This is a genomic window from Enterobacter cloacae complex sp. IR5412 (genome assembly GCF_049237385.1).
Lineage (GTDB): Bacteria > Pseudomonadota > Gammaproteobacteria > Enterobacterales > Enterobacteriaceae > Enterobacter > Enterobacter intestinihominis.
This window is the reverse complement of sequence record NZ_JBMKHQ010000004.1, coordinates 185,307-201,241: the sequence shown is the minus strand read 5'-3', so window position 1 is coordinate 201,241 and position 15,935 is coordinate 185,307. Positions and strand designations below refer to the sequence as shown.

Below are 15,935 nucleotides of genomic sequence, written 5' to 3'. Positions count from 1 at the left end.
AACTCTCTGCTGAATCGGGTCAACATTTATTTAACCTTTATAAATAAAGTTGAAGAGGACGGGCATGATGATGCATTCATCTGCATGCGACTGTGAGGCGAGTTTATGCGAGACCCTGCGTGGGTTCTCGGCGCAGCATCCTGACAGCGTGATCTATCAGACATCGCTAATGAGCGCCCTGCTAAGCGGCGTCTACGAAGGGGAGACGACGATCGCCGACCTGCTGGCACACGGTGATTTTGGTCTCGGCACCTTTAACGAGCTGGACGGTGAAATGATTGCCTTCAGCAGCCAGGTGTACCAGCTGCGCGCCGACGGCAGCGCCCGCGCCGCTAAGCCGGAGCAAAAAACGCCGTTCGCGGTGATGACCTGGTTCCAGCCGCAGTACCGCAAAACCTTTAACGGTCCGGTCAGCCGTCAGCAGATCCACGACGTGATCGACCAGCAGATCCCCTCCGATAACCTGTTCTGCGCGCTGCGCATCGATGGCAACTTCCGCCATGCGCATACCCGCACCGTTCCGCGCCAGACGCCGCCGTACCGGGCGATGACCGACGTGCTGGACGACCAGCCGGTGTTCCGCTTTAACCAACGCGAGGGCGTGCTGGTCGGGTTCCGCACCCCGCAGCATATGCAGGGCATCAACGTGGCGGGCTATCACGAGCACTTTATCACCGACGACCGTCAGGGCGGGGGACATCTGCTCGACTATCAGCTGGAGAGCGGCGTGCTCACCTTCGGCGAAATCCACAAGCTGATGATTGACCTGCCCGCCGACAGCGCGTTTTTACAGGCCAACCTACACCCCAGCAACCTTGATGCGGCTATCCGCGCCGTCGAAAACTAACAGGAGAACTATCGTGAACAGTGAGAAACAGTCACGTCAGTGGGCGCACGGCGCCGATATGGTTGTCGGCCAGCTGGAAGCGCAGGGCGTGAAGCAGGTGTTCGGGATCCCGGGCGCGAAGATCGACAAGGTCTTTGACTCTCTGCTGGACTCCTCCATCGAGATTATCCCGGTGCGTCACGAGGCGAACGCGGCGTTTATGGCGGCAGCGGTAGGGCGGTTAACCGGCAAGGCCGGAGTCGCGCTGGTCACCTCCGGGCCGGGCTGCTCCAATCTGATCACCGGCATCGCCACCGCCAACAGCGAAGGCGACCCGGTCGTCGCGCTGGGCGGGGCGGTGAAGCGGGCGGATAAAGCCAAGCTGGTGCACCAGAGCATGGACACTGTCGCCATGTTCAGCCCGGTGACCAAATACGCCGTAGAAGTGAACTCCCCGGACGCGATTGCCGAGGTGGTGTCCAACGCGTTTCGCGCTGCCGAGCAGGGCAGGCCGGGCGGGGCGTTTGTCAGCCTGCCGCAGGATATTGTCGACCAGCCCACCACGGGAGCGATTTTACCCGCCAGCGGCCCGGCGCTGATGGGCCCGGCACCGGAGTCCGCCATTAACGACGTGGCGAAGCTTATCGAGAACGCCAAAAACCCGGTCATTTTACTCGGCCTGATGGCCAGCCAGCCGGCCAACAGCGCCGCGCTGCGCACGCTGCTGGAGAAAAGCCGCATTCCGGTCACCAGCACTTATCAGGCCGCCGGGGCGGTGAATCAGGAACACTTCACCCGCTTCGCCGGGCGCGTCGGCCTGTTCAACAACCAGGCCGGAGATCGGCTGCTGCATCTGGCGGATCTGATTATCTGCATCGGCTACAGCCCGGTGGAATACGAGCCGTCCATGTGGAACAGCGGCGACGCCACCCTGGTGCACATTGACGTGCTGCCCGCCTATGAGGAGCGCAAATATGTTCCCGATCTGGAACTGGTCGGGGATATTGCCGCCACGCTGAATCTGCTTGCCAGCCGAATCGAGCACAAACTTGAACTCAGCCAGCGCGCCTCGGAAATTCTTGTCGATCGCCAGCATCAGCGTGACCTCCTCGACCGTCGCGGCGCATCGCTAAACCAGTTTGCCCTGCATCCGCTGCGCATCGTCCGCGCCATGCAGGACATCGTGAATAACGACGTGACGCTTACCGTGGATATGGGCAGCTTCCACATCTGGATCGCCCGCTACCTCTACAGCTTCCGCGCGCGTCAGGTGATGATCTCCAACGGTCAGCAGACCATGGGCGTGGCGCTGCCGTGGGCGATTGGCGCGTGGCTGGTCAACCCGCGGCGCAAGGTGGTGTCGGTCTCCGGGGACGGCGGATTTTTGCAGTCGAGCATGGAGCTGGAAACCGCCGTGCGCCTCAATGCCAACGTGCTGCACATCATCTGGGTGGATAACGCCTACAACATGGTGGCGATCCAGGAAGAGAAAAAATACCAGCGTCTCTCCGGCGTGGAGTTTGGCCCGGTCGATTTCAAAGCCTATGCCGACGCATTCGGTGCGAAAGGCTTTGCCGTCGAGAGCGCCGACGCGCTCGAACCGACGCTGCGTGCCGCAATGGATGTCGATGGCCCGGCCGTGGTGGCCATTCCCGTCGACTACAGCGATAACCCGCTGCTGATGGGCCAGCTCCATCTCAGCCAGATTTTGTGAATCAATATAAGGACAGAGAAATGCAAAAAGTGGCTCTCGTAACCGGCTCCGGCCAGGGGATTGGCAAAGCGATCGCGCTTCGCCTGGTGAAGGACGGCTTTGCCGTCGCTATTGCGGATTACAACGAAGAGACGGCGAAAGCGGTCGCGGATGAGATCACCCGCAACGGCGGGAAAGCCGTCGCCGTGAAAGTGGACGTCTCTGACCGCGACCAGGTGTTTGCGGCGGTGGAAAAAGCCCGCACCGCGCTGGGCGGCTTCAACGTCATCGTCAACAACGCCGGGGTGGCGCCGTCTACCCCTATCGAATCCATCACGCCGGAAATTGTCGACAAGGTCTACAACATCAACGTGAAAGGGGTGATCTGGGGCATTCAGGCCGCGATTGACGCGTTCCGCAAAGAGGGGCACGGCGGTAAAATCATCAACGCCTGCTCCCAGGCGGGCCATACCGGCAACCCGGAACTGGCGGTGTACAGCTCCAGCAAGTTCGCGGTGCGCGGTTTAACCCAGACCGCCGCGCGGGATCTCGCGCCGCTGGGGATCACCGTTAACGCCTATTGCCCGGGCATCGTCAAAACGCCGATGTGGGCGGAAATCGACCGTCAGGTCTCCGAGGCGGCGGGTAAACCGCTCGGCTACGGAACGGAAACCTTTGCCAAACGCATCACGCTTGGCCGTTTGTCCGAACCGGAAGATGTGGCCGCCTGCGTCTCTTACCTCGCCGGACCAGACTCCGACTACATGACCGGTCAGTCGCTGCTGATTGATGGTGGGATGGTGTTCAACTAAATTCTAATAAGCTCTGACATGAACTTTCCCCTGCTCCCGTGCAGGGGCTTTTTTTTGTCTCCTCAGCCATTGTGCATTACACTGCGCGCTGCAAAACTTTAGTCTTAAGATCTGACAGGCGGTAACAGCGATGAACGGTACAATCACAACGTGGTTTAAAGATAAAGGCTTCGGATTTATCAAAGATGAAAACGGCGACAACCGCTATTTTCACGTGATTAAGGTCGCCAACCCTGATCTGATTAAGAAAGATGCGGCGGTGACCTTCGAACCCACCACCAACACCAAAGGCCTTTCCGCGTATGCGGTGAAGGTGATCCCGGAGAGCAAGCATCTTTATATCGCGGGCGAGCGCGTGAAGCTCACCTCGATCAAATCCTTCGTGGTGTTCAGCGAAGAAGAGCCCGTTGAGACCAAAATCGACAAAGAGAACGCGGTGCTGTCGGTGGGGCTACTGATGAACAGCATCAAGCCGAAAAGTGAGAAAAAACCGGGCGAGATGCGCACGGTGAAGAAGCTGGCGATCACCACCTTCCAGAACACGACGATGATCTTCACCGAAGATGAAATCGACATAGACGCCACGGTTAAGCTGCTGAAGTAATTTTATGCCGGGTGGCGGCTACGCGTTACCCGGCCTGCACGTTCTTCCTTTTCGACCGCTTTTTAACCTGCTATAACAAACTCCTTACCTTGCAGGGAGTCACCGCCGTGCCCGAAATCAATCAACATGGTCAAACCGTTAACGATATCGTCCCCGACTGGAAATGTGCCCGAGCGCTAACTCGCACGCCGTTAACCGGCCAGTATTGTCGTCTGGAACCGTTGGACGCAGAACGCCACGCGGCGGATCTGTTTGAAGCTTACGCACTGGGCGATGACAGCGACTGGACGTGGCTTGCCAGCACCCAGCCTGTGAGTGTTGAGGCTACTGCGCACTGGGTGCTTGGAAAGGTGCTGGATGACGACCTGGTGCCCTTTGCCGTTATCGATCTGCGCACCGAAAAGGCGGTAGGGCTGGTGAGCTATATGGCGATTGAACGCTTTCTGGGATCGGTGGAAATTGGCCACGTCACCTGGTCGCGCAAGATGAAAGGCACCCGCGTGGGTACCGAAGCGGTGTGGCTACTGCTGAAAAATGCCTTTGAGCATAAATATCGTCGGCTGGAGTGGAAATGCGATTCGATGAACACCGCCTCACGCAACGCGGCGGAGCGGCTGGGGTTTGTCTGGGAAGGGCGCCTGCGCCAGAAGCTGGTGCGCAAAGGACGCAACCGCGACAGCGATATGCTCTCTATTATTGACGGCGAGTGGCAGGAAAGGGACGCGGAGTTGCGCGCCTGGCTGGCGGCGGAGAATTTTGACGCGGAAGGACGGCAGGTTAAGCGGCTTGAAGCATTTCGGCAATAATTTCCCCTCACCCTAACCCTCTCCCAGAGGGAGAGGGGACGATGACACCCTCTCCCTCTGGGAGAGGGCCGGGGTGAGAGGAGAAGTTCGCACTCAGCGGCGAACCGGCGCCCCATCCGCCACGTAATACGCCGCCGTGCTCTTCGCCAGCGGCTCGCGCCCGCGAATCGCATCAGCAATTTTCTCGCCGATCATAATCGTGGTGGCGTTCAGGTTGCCGGTAATAATCTGCGGCATGATCGACGCATCCACCACGCGTAACCCTTCCAGCCCGTGAACGCGGCCTACGCCATCGACCACCGCCATTTCGTCGTAGCCCATCTTGCAGGTGCCGCACGGATGGAAGGCGGTTTCGGCGTGGTTACGCACGAACTCGTCCAGCTGTTCGTCGGTCTGGCATTCGACGCCCGGGCTGATTTCGCGACCGCGATACTTGTCCAGCGCGGGCTGGTGCATGATCTCACGGGTGATGCGGATCGCGTCGCGGAACTCCTGCCAGTCCTGCTCGTGGGACATATAGTTGAACAGGATCGCCGGATGCTGATGCGGGTCGCGGGACTTAATCCGTACGTGCCCGCGGCTCGGCGAGCGCATGGAGCCGACGTGGCACTGGAAACCGTGTTCTTTCACCGCGTTCGAGCCGTTGTAGTTAATCGCTACCGGCAGGAAGTGATACTGAATATTCGGCCACTCGAACTCCTCGCGGCTGCGGATAAACCCGCCCGCTTCGAAGTGGTTGCTCGCGCCCACGCCTGTGCCGCCAAACAGCCACTCCGCGCCAATCTTCGGCTGGTTCCACCACTGCAGGGCAGGGTAGAGGGAAACGGGCTCTTTGCATTCATACTGAAGGTACATCTCCAGGTGATCCTGCAAGTTTTCCCCCACGCCGGGTAAATCATGTACCAGCGGGATATCAAACTGCTTCAGCAGTTCAGCGTTGCCCACGCCGGAGCGCTGGAGGATCTGCGGAGACGCAATAGCGCCCGCGCACAGCAGTACCTCTTTCTTCGCTGTCGCTTTTGAAGGAATGGTGCTTTCGCCTTCCAGCCACTCGACGCCCACCGCGCGCTTGCCGTCAAAGATAATGTGATCGGTCATGGCGTGGGTGCGGATGGTCAGATTCGGGCGCGGTTTGGCCTGATCCAGATAGCCGCGCGCGGTGCTGGCGCGTCGGCCCTGCGGCGTGACCGTGCGATCCATCGGGCCAAAGCCTTCCTGCTGATAGCCGTTGAGATCGTCGGTGCGCGGGTAGCCCGCCTGCACGCCTGCCTCCACCATCGCTTCAAACAGCGGGTTCACGCCCGGCTTAGAGGTGGTGACGCTCACCGGACCGTCACCGCCGTGGTAGTCGTTCGGCCCCACGTCGCGGGTCTCTGCCTTGCGGTAGTAGGGCAGGCAGTTGAGATAGCTCCAGTGCTCCAGACCCGGTTCTTTCGCCCAGTTGTCCAGATCCATTGCGTTGCCGCGCACGTAGCACATGCCGTTGATCAGCGACGAGCCGCCCAGCCCTTTTCCGCGTCCGCACTCCATGCGGCGGTTGTTCATGAAAGGCTCTGGCTCGGTTTCATACGCCCAGTTGTAGCGCTTGCCCTGCAACGGGAAGGCCAGCGCGGCAGGCATCTGGGTGCGGAAGTCAAAGCGGTAGTCCGGCCCGCCCGCCTCAAGCAGCAGGACGGTGGTGTTCGGATCTTCAGTCAGTCGTGTTGCCAGAACGTTGCCGGCAGAGCCGGCCCCGATAATGATGTAGTCAAATTGCAAATAAACCTCCCGGTTAAAATATGGACTGGAATTTACCCATCTCAACCTGGATGGACTTCACCTGGGTGTAACTCTGAAGCGTCATGACGCCGTTCTCGCGGCCAATGCCGGAGTGTTTGTAGCCGCCCACCGGCATCTCCGCGGCGGATTCGCCCCAGGTGTTGATCCAGCAGATGCCCGCTTCGAGCTGATGAATAGCGCCGTGGGCGCGGTTCAGATCGGCGGTGACAATGCCCGCCGCCAGACCGTAGTCGGTGTCATTGGCGCGACGAATGGCCTCTTCGTCAGTGTCATAGGAAAGAATGGACATCACCGGGCCGAAGATCTCTTCGCGCACGATGGTCATTTCGTCGGTGCAGTCGGTGAACACGGTCGGGGCAACCCACGCGCCGTTATCAAAGCCGTCACCCTTCATCACGTCACCGCCGCACAGCACGCGCGCACCTTCCTCTTTGCCTTTGGCGATGTAGCGCATCACGCTGTCGCGGTGCGGGAAGCTGACCATCGGGCCGAAGTTAGTGTTTTCATCGAACAGGTCGCCCGCGCGGATGCGGCCCACGCGCTCAACGATTTTTTGCTCAAACGCGGCTTTGAACTTCGCGGGCACGAACACCCGGGTGCCGTTGGTGCACACCTGACCGGAGCTGAAGAAGTTGGCCATCATGGCGATATCTGCCGCGAGATCCAGATCCGCATCGTCAAACACTATCAGCGGGGATTTACCGCCCAGCTCCATCGTCACCTCTTTCAGGGACGAGGCCGCCGAGTTCGCCATCACCTTTTTGCCGCTGGCGACGCCGCCGGTAAAGGAGACTTTGGCGATGCCCGGATGCTCGGTCAAGTACTGGCCGGTTTCCGCGCCCACACCCGGCAGAACGTTAAACACGCCGTCCGGCACGCCCGCTTCGGTGTAGATTTCCGCCAGTTTCAGGGCGGTAAGCGGCGTTACTTCGCTCGGCTTGAAGATCATCGCGTTGCCCGCCGCCAGCGCCGGGGCGGATTTCCACAGGGCGATCTGGATCGGATAGTTCCACGCGCCGATGCCCGCCACCACGCCCAGCGGCTCGCGGCGGGTGTAGACGAAGGAGGTCTCGCGCAGCGGGATCTGGCTGCCTTCCAGTGCCGGGATCAGCCCCGCGTAGTACTCCAGCACGTCCGCGCCGGTGACGATGTCGACGGTCGAGGTTTCAGAAAACGCTTTACCGGTGTCGAGGGTTTCCAGCTTTGCCAGCTCGTCGTTGCGCTCGCGCAGGATATCGACGGCGCGACGCAGGATGCGCGAGCGCTCCATGGCGGTCATCGCCGCCCAGATTTTTTGCCCGCGCTTTGCGCTCTCTACGGCGCGGTCCACGTCTTCACGCCCGGCGGCCTGCACGCTCGCCAGAACTTCACCGTTGGCCGGGTTGATGGTCTCGAAGGTGCGACCGCTGGTGGCGGATGTATAACCACCATTGATATAAAGCTGCTGTTCTGCCATTCGGGACATGCTTCCTCCTCGGTTATTCGGTCGGTAAATGCTGGCTGATAAAGTGGCTGGTAAGCGACTGGGCCAGGGTTTTATCCAGCGGTTTGCCGCTGAGCGCGGCGCGCAGCCACAGCCCGTCAATCAGTGCGGCGAGCCCGTAGCCCGCCTCTTCAGCCTGTTCACGCGGCAGTTCGCGGCGGAATTCGTACACCAGATTTGAGAGCAACCGGCGGCTGCTGACCTGCTGCAAACGATAGAGCATCGGCTGATGCATGCTGCTGGCCCAGAAGGCCAGCCAGGCCTTCATCGCCGCGCCGCTGACCTGGGTTTCATCAAAATTGCCGCCGACAATCGCCTGCAAACGCTGCTCTGCACTGCCGTCCGGCAGGGCGCGTAAACGGCTTAATACCGCATCGCGTAACTGACCGGTGATGTCGCGCATGGTTGCTTCCAGCAGACCGTTTTTATCTTTGAAATAGTGGCTGATGATCCCCGTGGACACGCCCGCCCGACGGGCGATTTGCGCGATGGTTGCGTCATGCATTCCCACTTCATTAATTGCTTCCAGCGTGGCATCGATGAGCTGCCTGCGCCGGATCGGCTGCATCCCCACTTTGGGCATTTTTGCCACTCCATTCATCAGCATTGGTAATCTATTAAAGCGGTTTTTGATTGGACGTTCAATATAAAATGTGTCTTAATTGTTGCGATTTTGGATTTTAATAGTTACAAAAACAGTGGGGATACTGGATGACAGACCTTTCACAAGACAGAGAAAAAGACAAAATCAACCCGGTCGTTTTTTTTACGTCCGCCGGGCTGATTTTGTTGTTTTCCCTGACGACTATCTTCTTTCGTGATTTTTCTGCCGAGTGGATTGGGCGCACCCTGAACTGGGTGTCGAAGACCTTCGGCTGGTACTACCTTCTGGCGGCGACGCTCTATATCGTCTTCGTGGTCTGCATTGCCTGCTCGCGCTTCGGTTCGGTGAAGCTTGGGCCAGAGCAGTCCAAGCCCGAGTTCAGCCTGCTGAGTTGGGCCGCGATGCTGTTTGCCGCGGGCATTGGCATCGACCTGATGTTCTTCTCCGTGGCGGAACCGGTCACGCAATATATGCAGCCGCCGGAAGGGGCAGGGCAGACGATGGAGGCCGCGCGTCAGGCGATGGTCTGGACGCTGTTCCACTACGGCCTGACGGGCTGGTCAATGTATGCCCTGATGGGCATGGCGCTCGGATACTTTAGCTATCGTTATAATTTGCCCCTTACCATCCGCTCCGCGCTGTACCCGATTTTCGGGAAAAAGATCAACGGCCCGATTGGCCACAGCGTCGATATCGCGGCGGTGATCGGCACCATCTTCGGCATCGCCACCACGCTCGGGATTGGCGTAGTGCAGCTTAACTACGGGCTGAGCGTGCTGTTTGACATCCCGGATTCGATGGCGGCGAAGGCGGCGCTAATTGCGCTGTCGGTGATCATCGCTACCATCTCGGTGACCTCCGGCGTGGATAAAGGTATTCGCGTGCTCTCCGAGCTGAACGTCGCGCTGGCGCTGGGGCTGATCCTGTTCGTGCTGTTTATGGGCGACACCTCGTTCCTGCTCAACGCCCTGGTGCTCAACGTAGGTGATTACGTGAACCGCTTTATGGGCATGACGCTGAACAGCTTCGCCTTTGACCGCCCGGTGGAGTGGATGAACAACTGGACGCTCTTCTTCTGGGCGTGGTGGGTGGCCTGGTCGCCGTTTGTCGGCCTGTTCCTGGCGCGCATTTCGCGTGGCCGCACCATCCGTCAGTTCGTGATGGGCACGCTGATCATCCCGTTCACCTTCACCCTGCTGTGGCTGTCGATTTTCGGCAACAGCGCGCTGCACGAAATTATCCACGGCAATGCGACCTTCGCGCAGGAAGCGATGGTGCACCCGGAGCGCGGCTTCTACAGCCTGCTGGCGCAGTATCCGGCGTTTACCTTTAGCGCGTCCGTAGCAACCATTACCGGCCTGCTGTTCTACGTCACCTCGGCGGACTCCGGCGCGCTGGTGCTGGGCAACTTCACTTCGAAGCTCAAAGACATCAACAGCGATGCGCCGAACTGGCTGCGCATCTTCTGGTCCGTCGCCATCGGCCTGCTGACGCTCGGCATGCTGATGACCAACGGCATTTCGGCGTTGCAGAACACCACGGTGATCATGGGCCTGCCGTTCAGCTTCGTGATCTTCTTCGTGATGGCCGGGCTGTATAAATCGCTTAAGGTGGAAGACTACCGCCGCGTCAGCGCCAGCCGCGACACCGCGCCGCGGCCGATGGGCGCGCAGGACAGGTTGAGCTGGAAGAAACGCCTGTCGCGCCTGATGAACTACCCGGGCACGCGCTACACCAGCCAGATGATGGAGACGGTCTGCTTCCCGGCGATGGAAGAGGTGGCGCAGGAGCTGAAGCTGCGTGGCGCCTACGTGGAACTGAAAAACCTGCCGCCGGAAGAGGGCGAAACCCTGGGGCACCTGGATCTGCTGGTGCACATGGGCGACGAGCAGAACTTTGTTTATCAGATCTGGCCGCAGCAGTATTCGGTTCCCGGCTTTACCTACCGGGCGCGCAGCGGGAAATCGACCTACTACCGGCTGGAGACCTTCCTGCTGGAAGGGAGCCAAGGGAATGATTTGATGGATTACAGCAAGGAGCAGGTAATTACGGATATTCTGGACCAGTATGAACGGCACCTGAACTTTATCCATCTCCACAGGGAAGCGCCGGGGAATAGCGTGATGTTCCCGGATGTCTAAACGGATTCTTAAAATACCTTCAGACTGTATATAAATACAGTTATTTGGCGCAGCATTACTCAAGGAAGAGTAACCATGCAGCAAGAGCCTGATGCTGAAGCATTCGGGCTTTTGCTGCGTTTAGGGAAGGAACTATGGATGAGTCATGCGATAGAGTTTATCGAAACATCACTCTTTACCCGACAGATTAAAAGCATTGCTACGGATGATGAATTAAAGGATCTGCAAAAGGAACTTATTGCCTGGCCTGATAAAGGTGACCTGATCCAGCAGACGGGGGGTTTACGTAAAATAAGGATGGCGGCAGGCTCAAAGGGAAAGAGAGGGGGGATCAGAGTGATTTACTTTCTTGCCACAGAGGAGGTGATCTATTTCATTATGGCCTATCCAAAATGCATAAAGGACAGCCTGACAGAGACAGAGAAAGCAGAACTTAAAAAGCTGACTTCCATTCTGAAAGATACTGCTTCCAGTGACGTAAATTTGAGGTGTACTATGTACCCTAATCAGGCAGGTGGAGGCTGATAATGAGTATTTTTAATGAATTAAAATCTTCGCTTGAAGAGGCCGTTGAGATCCATAACGGAAGAAAAGCCGCTTCCCGGGTAACCCGCTATGAAGTTGCTGATGTGCGCGCCATCAGAGAGCAGCTCAATATCACGCAAAGCGAAATGGCGAAGGCGCTTGGCACGAGCGTCGATACGATAAAGAGCTGGGAGTCTAAACGTCGCAACCCAACCGGGCTGGCGGCGAAGGTACTTAATGTGATTCGGGAGAATCCTGCATTTTATAAGGCACTTGCCGGGCAGTGAGTCGCCCTTATGCCGGGTGGCGCTGCGCTTACCCGGCCTACAAAACTCCAAAACTGCTTTACCGTAGGCCTGATAAGCGAAGCGCCATCAGGCTCTCCCTCCGTTGACACAACTTTAATGATAATTATTTTCATTTAAATATAGCCTGTGCTATACCTTATAGCACGGGCTAATTTTGCTTTTAATTTAATCACCTCAGGAGACTTCTGCGATGCATCCACGGCAAGGATTGAAGCGTCTGTTGCTCGGCGCGCTGCTTATGACCGCGACCACAACCGGCGCGCTGGCGGCTGAAAAGTTCCAGGTCATCACCACTTTTACCGTTATCGCTGATATGGCGAAAAACGTAGCGGGGGATGCCGCAGAGGTCACCTCCATCACCAAACCGGGCGCAGAAATTCACGAATACCAGCCCACCCCGGGCGATATCAAACGCGCGCAGAAGGCGCAGCTGATCCTGGCGAACGGCATGAATCTGGAGCTGTGGTTCCAGCGCTTTTATCAGCATCTGAACGGCGTGCCGGAGGTGATTGTTACCAAAGGCATCACCCCGTTGGGCATCAGCGAAGGGCCCTATAACGGCAAGCCCAACCCGCACGCCTGGATGTCGCCGGACAACGCCCTGATTTACGTCGATAACATCCGCGACGCGCTGGTGAAGTACGATCCGGCCAACGCGCAGACCTATCAGCGTAACGCCGACGCCTACAAGCAGAAGATCACCGCCACTCTCGAACCGCTGCGCAAGCAGGTCACGGCGATCCCGGAAGACAAGCGATGGATGGTGACCAGCGAAGGGGCGTTCTCCTATCTGGCGCGGGATTTGGGCCTGAAAGAGCTGTACCTGTGGCCGATCAACGCCGATCAGCAGGGCACGCCGCAGCAGGTACGCAAGGTTATCGATCTGGTGAAAAAACATCACATTCCGGCGGTGTTCAGCGAAAGCACCGTCTCGGATAAGCCCGCCCGTCAGGTGGCGCGTGAGACCGGCGCCCATTACGGCGGCGTGCTGTACGTCGACTCTCTGAGCGCAGAAAACGGCCCGGTGCCGACCTATATCGATCTGCTGAACGTCACCACCCGCACGCTGGTGCAGGGCATCCGCGACGGGATGAAGGAGTAACCATGCAGAAGGGGATTGTTGTAACCGGCGTGACCGTGACCTACCGCAACGGCCACACGGCGCTGCGCGACGCGTCGTTCAGCGTGCCGGGCGGATCGATTGCCGCCCTGGTGGGGGTGAACGGTTCCGGCAAGTCCACGCTGTTTAAGGCGGTGATGGGCTTTGTGCGGGCGGCGAGCGGCACTATCTCCATTCTCGGGCTTCCGCCTCACCGGGCGCTGCGCCTGAACCTGGTCGCCTACGTGCCGCAGTCGGAAGAGGTCGACTGGTCATTTCCGGTGCTGGTCGAGGACGTGGTGATGATGGGCCGCTACGGGCATATGGGGTTTCTGCGTCGGCCTAAAGAGCGCGACAGGCAGATTGTAACCGACGCCCTGAAGCGCGTGGATATGCTTGAGCTGCGCCATCGGCAGATTGGCGAGCTCTCCGGCGGCCAAAAGAAGCGTGTGTTTCTGGCGCGGGCGATTGCCCAGCAGGGCGAGGTGATCCTGCTCGACGAGCCGTTTACCGGCGTGGACGTCAAAACCGAAGCCAGGATCATCAGCCTGCTGCGGGAGCTGCGCGACGAGGGTAAAACGATGCTGGTTTCGACCCACAATCTGGGCTCGGTCACGGAATTCTGCGATTACACGGTGATGGTCAAAGGCACCGTGCTGGCGAGCGGCCCGACGGATATCACCTTTACCGCCGAGAATCTTGAGCGCGCCTTCAGCGGCGTGCTGCGCCACGTGGTGCTCAGCGGCTCGGAAGATCGCATTATTACCGACGACGAACGCCCCTTCGTCACGCACCGACAGGAGGCCAAATGAACGCGCTTCTCGAACCCTTCGGCTACGAGTACATGCTCAACGCGATGTGGGTCTCGGCGATGGTGGGCGGGCTGTGCGCGTTTCTCTCCTGCTATCTGATGCTCAAAGGCTGGTCGCTGATCGGCGATGCGCTGTCGCACTCCATCGTGCCGGGCGTAGCGGGCGCTTACATGCTCGGACTGCCGTTCTCGCTGGGGGCGTTTTTATCGGGCGGGCTGGCGGCGGGCAGCATGCTGTTTCTCAACCAGCGCAGCCGCCTGAAGGAGGACGCCATCATCGGGCTGATCTTCTCCTCCTTTTTCGGGCTGGGGCTGTTTATGGTCTCACTCAACCCGACCTCGGTGAACATTCAGACCATCGTCCTCGGCAATATTCTCGCCATCGCCCCGGAAGATATCGTCCAGCTGGCGATTATCGGCGTGGTGTCGATAGTTATCCTGCTGTTCAAATGGAAAGATCTGATGGTGACCTTTTTTGATGAGAACCACGCCCGCGCCATCGGTCTGCGCCCGGAACGTCTGAAAATTCTCTTCTTTACGCTACTGGCGGTCTCTACCGTGGCGGCGCTGCAAACCGTCGGCGCATTTCTGGTGATCTGTCTGGTGGTTACGCCCGGTGCGACCGCCTGGCTGCTGACCGATCGCTTCCCGCGCCTGTTGATGATTGCCGTCGCCATTGGCAGCATCACCAGCTTCCTCGGTGCGTGGGCCAGCTATTACCTGGACGGCGCCACCGGCGGCATTATCGTGGTCGCCCAGACGCTGCTGTTCCTGCTGGCGTTCGTCTTTGCGCCGAAGCACGGGCTGCTTGCCAGCCGCCGTCGGGCGCGGGAGGCACATCCATGATGACGCTGATCCTAGAACCGTTCCAGTTTGCGTTTATGAACAACGCGCTGCTGATTTCACTCCTGGTGGCCGTGCCCTGCGCGCTGCTGTCGGTTTTTCTGGTGCTGAAAGGCTGGGCGCTGATGGGCGACGCCATGAGCCACGCGGTGTTTCCCGGCGTCGTGCTGGCCTGGATGATGGGCCTGCCGCTGGCGCTGGGCGCATTCGTGGCCGGTCTGTTCTGCGCGGTCGCCACCGGATACCTGAAGGATAACAGCCGAATCAAGCAAGATACGGTTATGGGGATCGTCTTTTCCGGCATGTTCGGCGCCGGGCTGATCCTCTATATCGCCGTCAAACCTGAGGTGCATCTCGACCACATTCTGTTCGGCGATATGCTGGGCATTAACGGGATGGACATTCTGCAAAGCGGTCTCGTCGCGGGGTTGATTGCGCTGGTGATTGGCCTGAAGTGGCGCGATTTTCTGCTGTTCTGCTTTGACTATCAGCAGGCGCAGGCGAGCGGCCTGCGCACCCGCTGGCTGCACTACGGCTTACTGTGCATGGTTTCGCTGACCATCGTGGCGACGCTGAAAGCGGTGGGTATAATTCTGTCGATTTCGCTGCTGATTGCCCCCGGCGCGGTGGCGGTGCTGATCACCCGACGCTTTCACATGGCGCTGCTGGTGGCGGTCGCCGTTTCAGCGCTGGTGTCGGTAAGCGGCGTGTATGCCTCGTTTTATCTCGACAGCGCGCCCGCGCCGACCATTGTGGTCCTGTTCGCGATGGTGTTTATCGTGACGTTTGTGGTGACCAGCGTGAAGGCACGTCGGCAGGAGCGTGTGACAGCAGGGTGATGACCTGTTCGCCGTGCTGCTGCCAGTGAAGGGTGAAGGCAGTGCCTTCCTCAAAGCCTGCAAGTTGACGGGTCAATGCCAGCGTAAGCGTCCTGTCGTCGAGCAGGGTAATGCGGGCGCTGTCAAAACCCATCCAGGCCTGCACCTGCGGAAAGAGGGCCTTGAACAGGCTCTCTTTGGCGCTGAACGCCAGCGTCAGGGCGAGGGCGAACGGGTATCCCGAGCGGGAAAGCACAGGTTCTTCCTGCATATCAATGATGCCGTCTTTGATTTCCCAGGCTTCGTTTTCGGAAAGGATCGTTTCACAATCTATGCCGATAAGCGCCGGGTGATGCGTGACGACGGCCATCGCCTGCGTGCCGCTGTGGGTGATGCTGCCGGAAATACCTTGCGGCCAGAGCGGTTCGCCGCTGGGTCCGATGCCGGGGATTACGCGCTCGTTTAGCGCATGCGCCGCGGCGATGCGGCCTGCCAGGTGGTCGGATTTGCGCTTGCGTCCGGCGTCAGCCAGCTGTGCGTGATGGGGGAGCCAGAGGAGATCGGCGTCGGTGAAGGTGGTGGGGTCGAAAGTGATGCGGTGAAGGGTGTGGCCGGCGAGAGAAAATGTGCTGTGGTTTGTGTGCATGGTTTTCCCTTCAGTATTGTGCGGCCTGATGCCCTCACCCCGGCCCTCTCCCAAAGGGCTGAGGGTTCCCCACAAATTAATGCGAGCACTGAGCAATCCCCTCGCCCCTCCGGGGAGAGGGTTAGGGTGAGGGGAAT

At 59.1% G+C, this 15,935-nt stretch carries 16 protein-coding genes; 12 read left to right on the top strand and 4 right to left on the bottom strand.

Features of this window, described 5'->3' with window-relative positions; genetic code table 11:
• Nucleotides 1-67: 67 nt before the first annotated feature.
• The 5 genes from budA (at nt 68) to ACOTX2_RS09630 (ending at nt 4,741) form a co-directional block, all read left to right on the top strand.
• Nucleotides 68-847, top strand: coding sequence for an acetolactate decarboxylase (gene budA, locus ACOTX2_RS09650; RefSeq protein WP_088581799.1), 780 nt, complete (start codon nt 68-70; stop codon nt 845-847).
• A gap of 13 nt (nt 848-860) precedes the next feature.
• Nucleotides 861-2,540, top strand: coding sequence for an acetolactate synthase AlsS (gene alsS / locus ACOTX2_RS09645; protein WP_063147980.1), 1,680 nt, complete (start codon nt 861-863; stop codon nt 2,538-2,540).
• Nucleotides 2,541-2,560: 20 nt separating this feature from the next.
• The gene (locus ACOTX2_RS09640; protein ID WP_022647359.1) at nt 2,561-3,331 is read left to right on the top strand and encodes a (S)-acetoin forming diacetyl reductase; all 771 of its coding nucleotides are present in this window, start codon (nt 2,561-2,563) and stop codon (nt 3,329-3,331) included.
• Nucleotides 3,332-3,461: 130 nt separating this feature from the next.
• Nucleotides 3,462-3,935, top strand: coding sequence for a cold-shock protein (locus tag ACOTX2_RS09635; RefSeq protein ID WP_022647360.1), 474 nt, complete (start codon nt 3,462-3,464; stop codon nt 3,933-3,935).
• A 107-nt stretch (nt 3,936-4,042) separates the two neighbouring features.
• Complete coding sequence (locus ACOTX2_RS09630; RefSeq protein WP_063147989.1) at nt 4,043-4,741, top strand: GNAT family N-acetyltransferase; 699 nt, start codon at nt 4,043-4,045, stop codon at nt 4,739-4,741.
• 93 nt (nt 4,742-4,834) lie between these two features.
• On the opposite strand, the gene betA is transcribed toward ACOTX2_RS09630, so the two are convergent.
• Genes betA through betI form a run of 3 tightly spaced genes read right to left on the bottom strand, consistent with a single transcriptional unit; the run spans nt 4,835 to nt 8,586 of the window.
• A complete protein-coding gene (betA, locus tag ACOTX2_RS09625; protein ID WP_063147981.1) occupies nt 4,835-6,499 on the bottom strand; it encodes a choline dehydrogenase in 1,665 nt (554 codons plus the stop codon).
• Between the two features lie 13 nt (nt 6,500-6,512).
• Complete coding sequence (betB, locus tag ACOTX2_RS09620) at nt 6,513-7,985, bottom strand: betaine-aldehyde dehydrogenase (protein ID WP_063147982.1); 1,473 nt, start codon at nt 7,983-7,985, stop codon at nt 6,513-6,515.
• 13 nt (nt 7,986-7,998) lie between these two features.
• A complete protein-coding gene (gene betI / locus ACOTX2_RS09615) occupies nt 7,999-8,586 on the bottom strand; it encodes a transcriptional regulator BetI (RefSeq protein ID WP_023299544.1) in 588 nt (195 codons plus the stop codon).
• Nucleotides 8,587-8,714: 128 nt separating this feature from the next.
• Here betI and betT point away from each other — a divergent pair, with 128 nt between their 5' ends.
• The 7 genes from betT (at nt 8,715) to ACOTX2_RS09580 (ending at nt 15,173) form a co-directional block, all read left to right on the top strand.
• Nucleotides 8,715-10,748, top strand: coding sequence for a choline BCCT transporter BetT (gene betT / locus ACOTX2_RS09610; RefSeq protein ID WP_022647365.1), 2,034 nt, complete (start codon nt 8,715-8,717; stop codon nt 10,746-10,748).
• A 138-nt stretch (nt 10,749-10,886) separates the two neighbouring features.
• On the top strand, nt 10,887-11,273 hold the full coding sequence (locus ACOTX2_RS09605; protein ID WP_063147990.1) for a type II toxin-antitoxin system RelE/ParE family toxin: 387 nt from the start codon (nt 10,887-10,889) through the stop codon (nt 11,271-11,273).
• A 2-nt stretch (nt 11,274-11,275) separates the two neighbouring features.
• Nucleotides 11,276-11,560, top strand: a complete 285-nt coding sequence (nadS, locus tag ACOTX2_RS09600) for a NadS family protein (RefSeq protein WP_003858821.1) — start codon at nt 11,276-11,278, stop codon at nt 11,558-11,560.
• Nucleotides 11,561-11,771: 211 nt separating this feature from the next.
• On the top strand, nt 11,772-12,683 hold the full coding sequence (sitA, locus tag ACOTX2_RS09595; protein ID WP_063147983.1) for an iron/manganese ABC transporter substrate-binding protein SitA: 912 nt from the start codon (nt 11,772-11,774) through the stop codon (nt 12,681-12,683).
• 2 nt (nt 12,684-12,685) lie between these two features.
• Nucleotides 12,686-13,492, top strand: a complete 807-nt coding sequence (sitB, locus tag ACOTX2_RS09590; RefSeq protein ID WP_063843853.1) for an iron/manganese ABC transporter ATP-binding protein SitB — start codon at nt 12,686-12,688, stop codon at nt 13,490-13,492.
• Nucleotides 13,489-14,337, top strand: coding sequence for an iron/manganese ABC transporter permease subunit SitC (sitC, locus tag ACOTX2_RS09585; RefSeq protein WP_022647369.1), 849 nt, complete (start codon nt 13,489-13,491; stop codon nt 14,335-14,337). Before sitB ends, sitC begins: the two co-directional genes overlap by 4 nt.
• Nucleotides 14,334-15,173: a metal ABC transporter permease gene (locus tag ACOTX2_RS09580; protein WP_022647370.1), complete on the top strand. Its 840-nt coding sequence runs from the start codon at nt 14,334-14,336 to the stop codon at nt 15,171-15,173. Before sitC ends, ACOTX2_RS09580 begins: the two co-directional genes overlap by 4 nt.
• On the opposite strand, the gene entD is transcribed toward ACOTX2_RS09580, so the two are convergent.
• On the bottom strand, nt 15,109-15,798 hold the full coding sequence (gene entD, locus ACOTX2_RS09575) for an enterobactin synthase subunit EntD (protein WP_063147985.1): 690 nt from the start codon (nt 15,796-15,798) through the stop codon (nt 15,109-15,111). The two genes, ACOTX2_RS09580 and entD, sit on opposite strands and share 65 nt — an antisense overlap.
• Nucleotides 15,799-15,935: the final 137 nt, after the last annotated feature.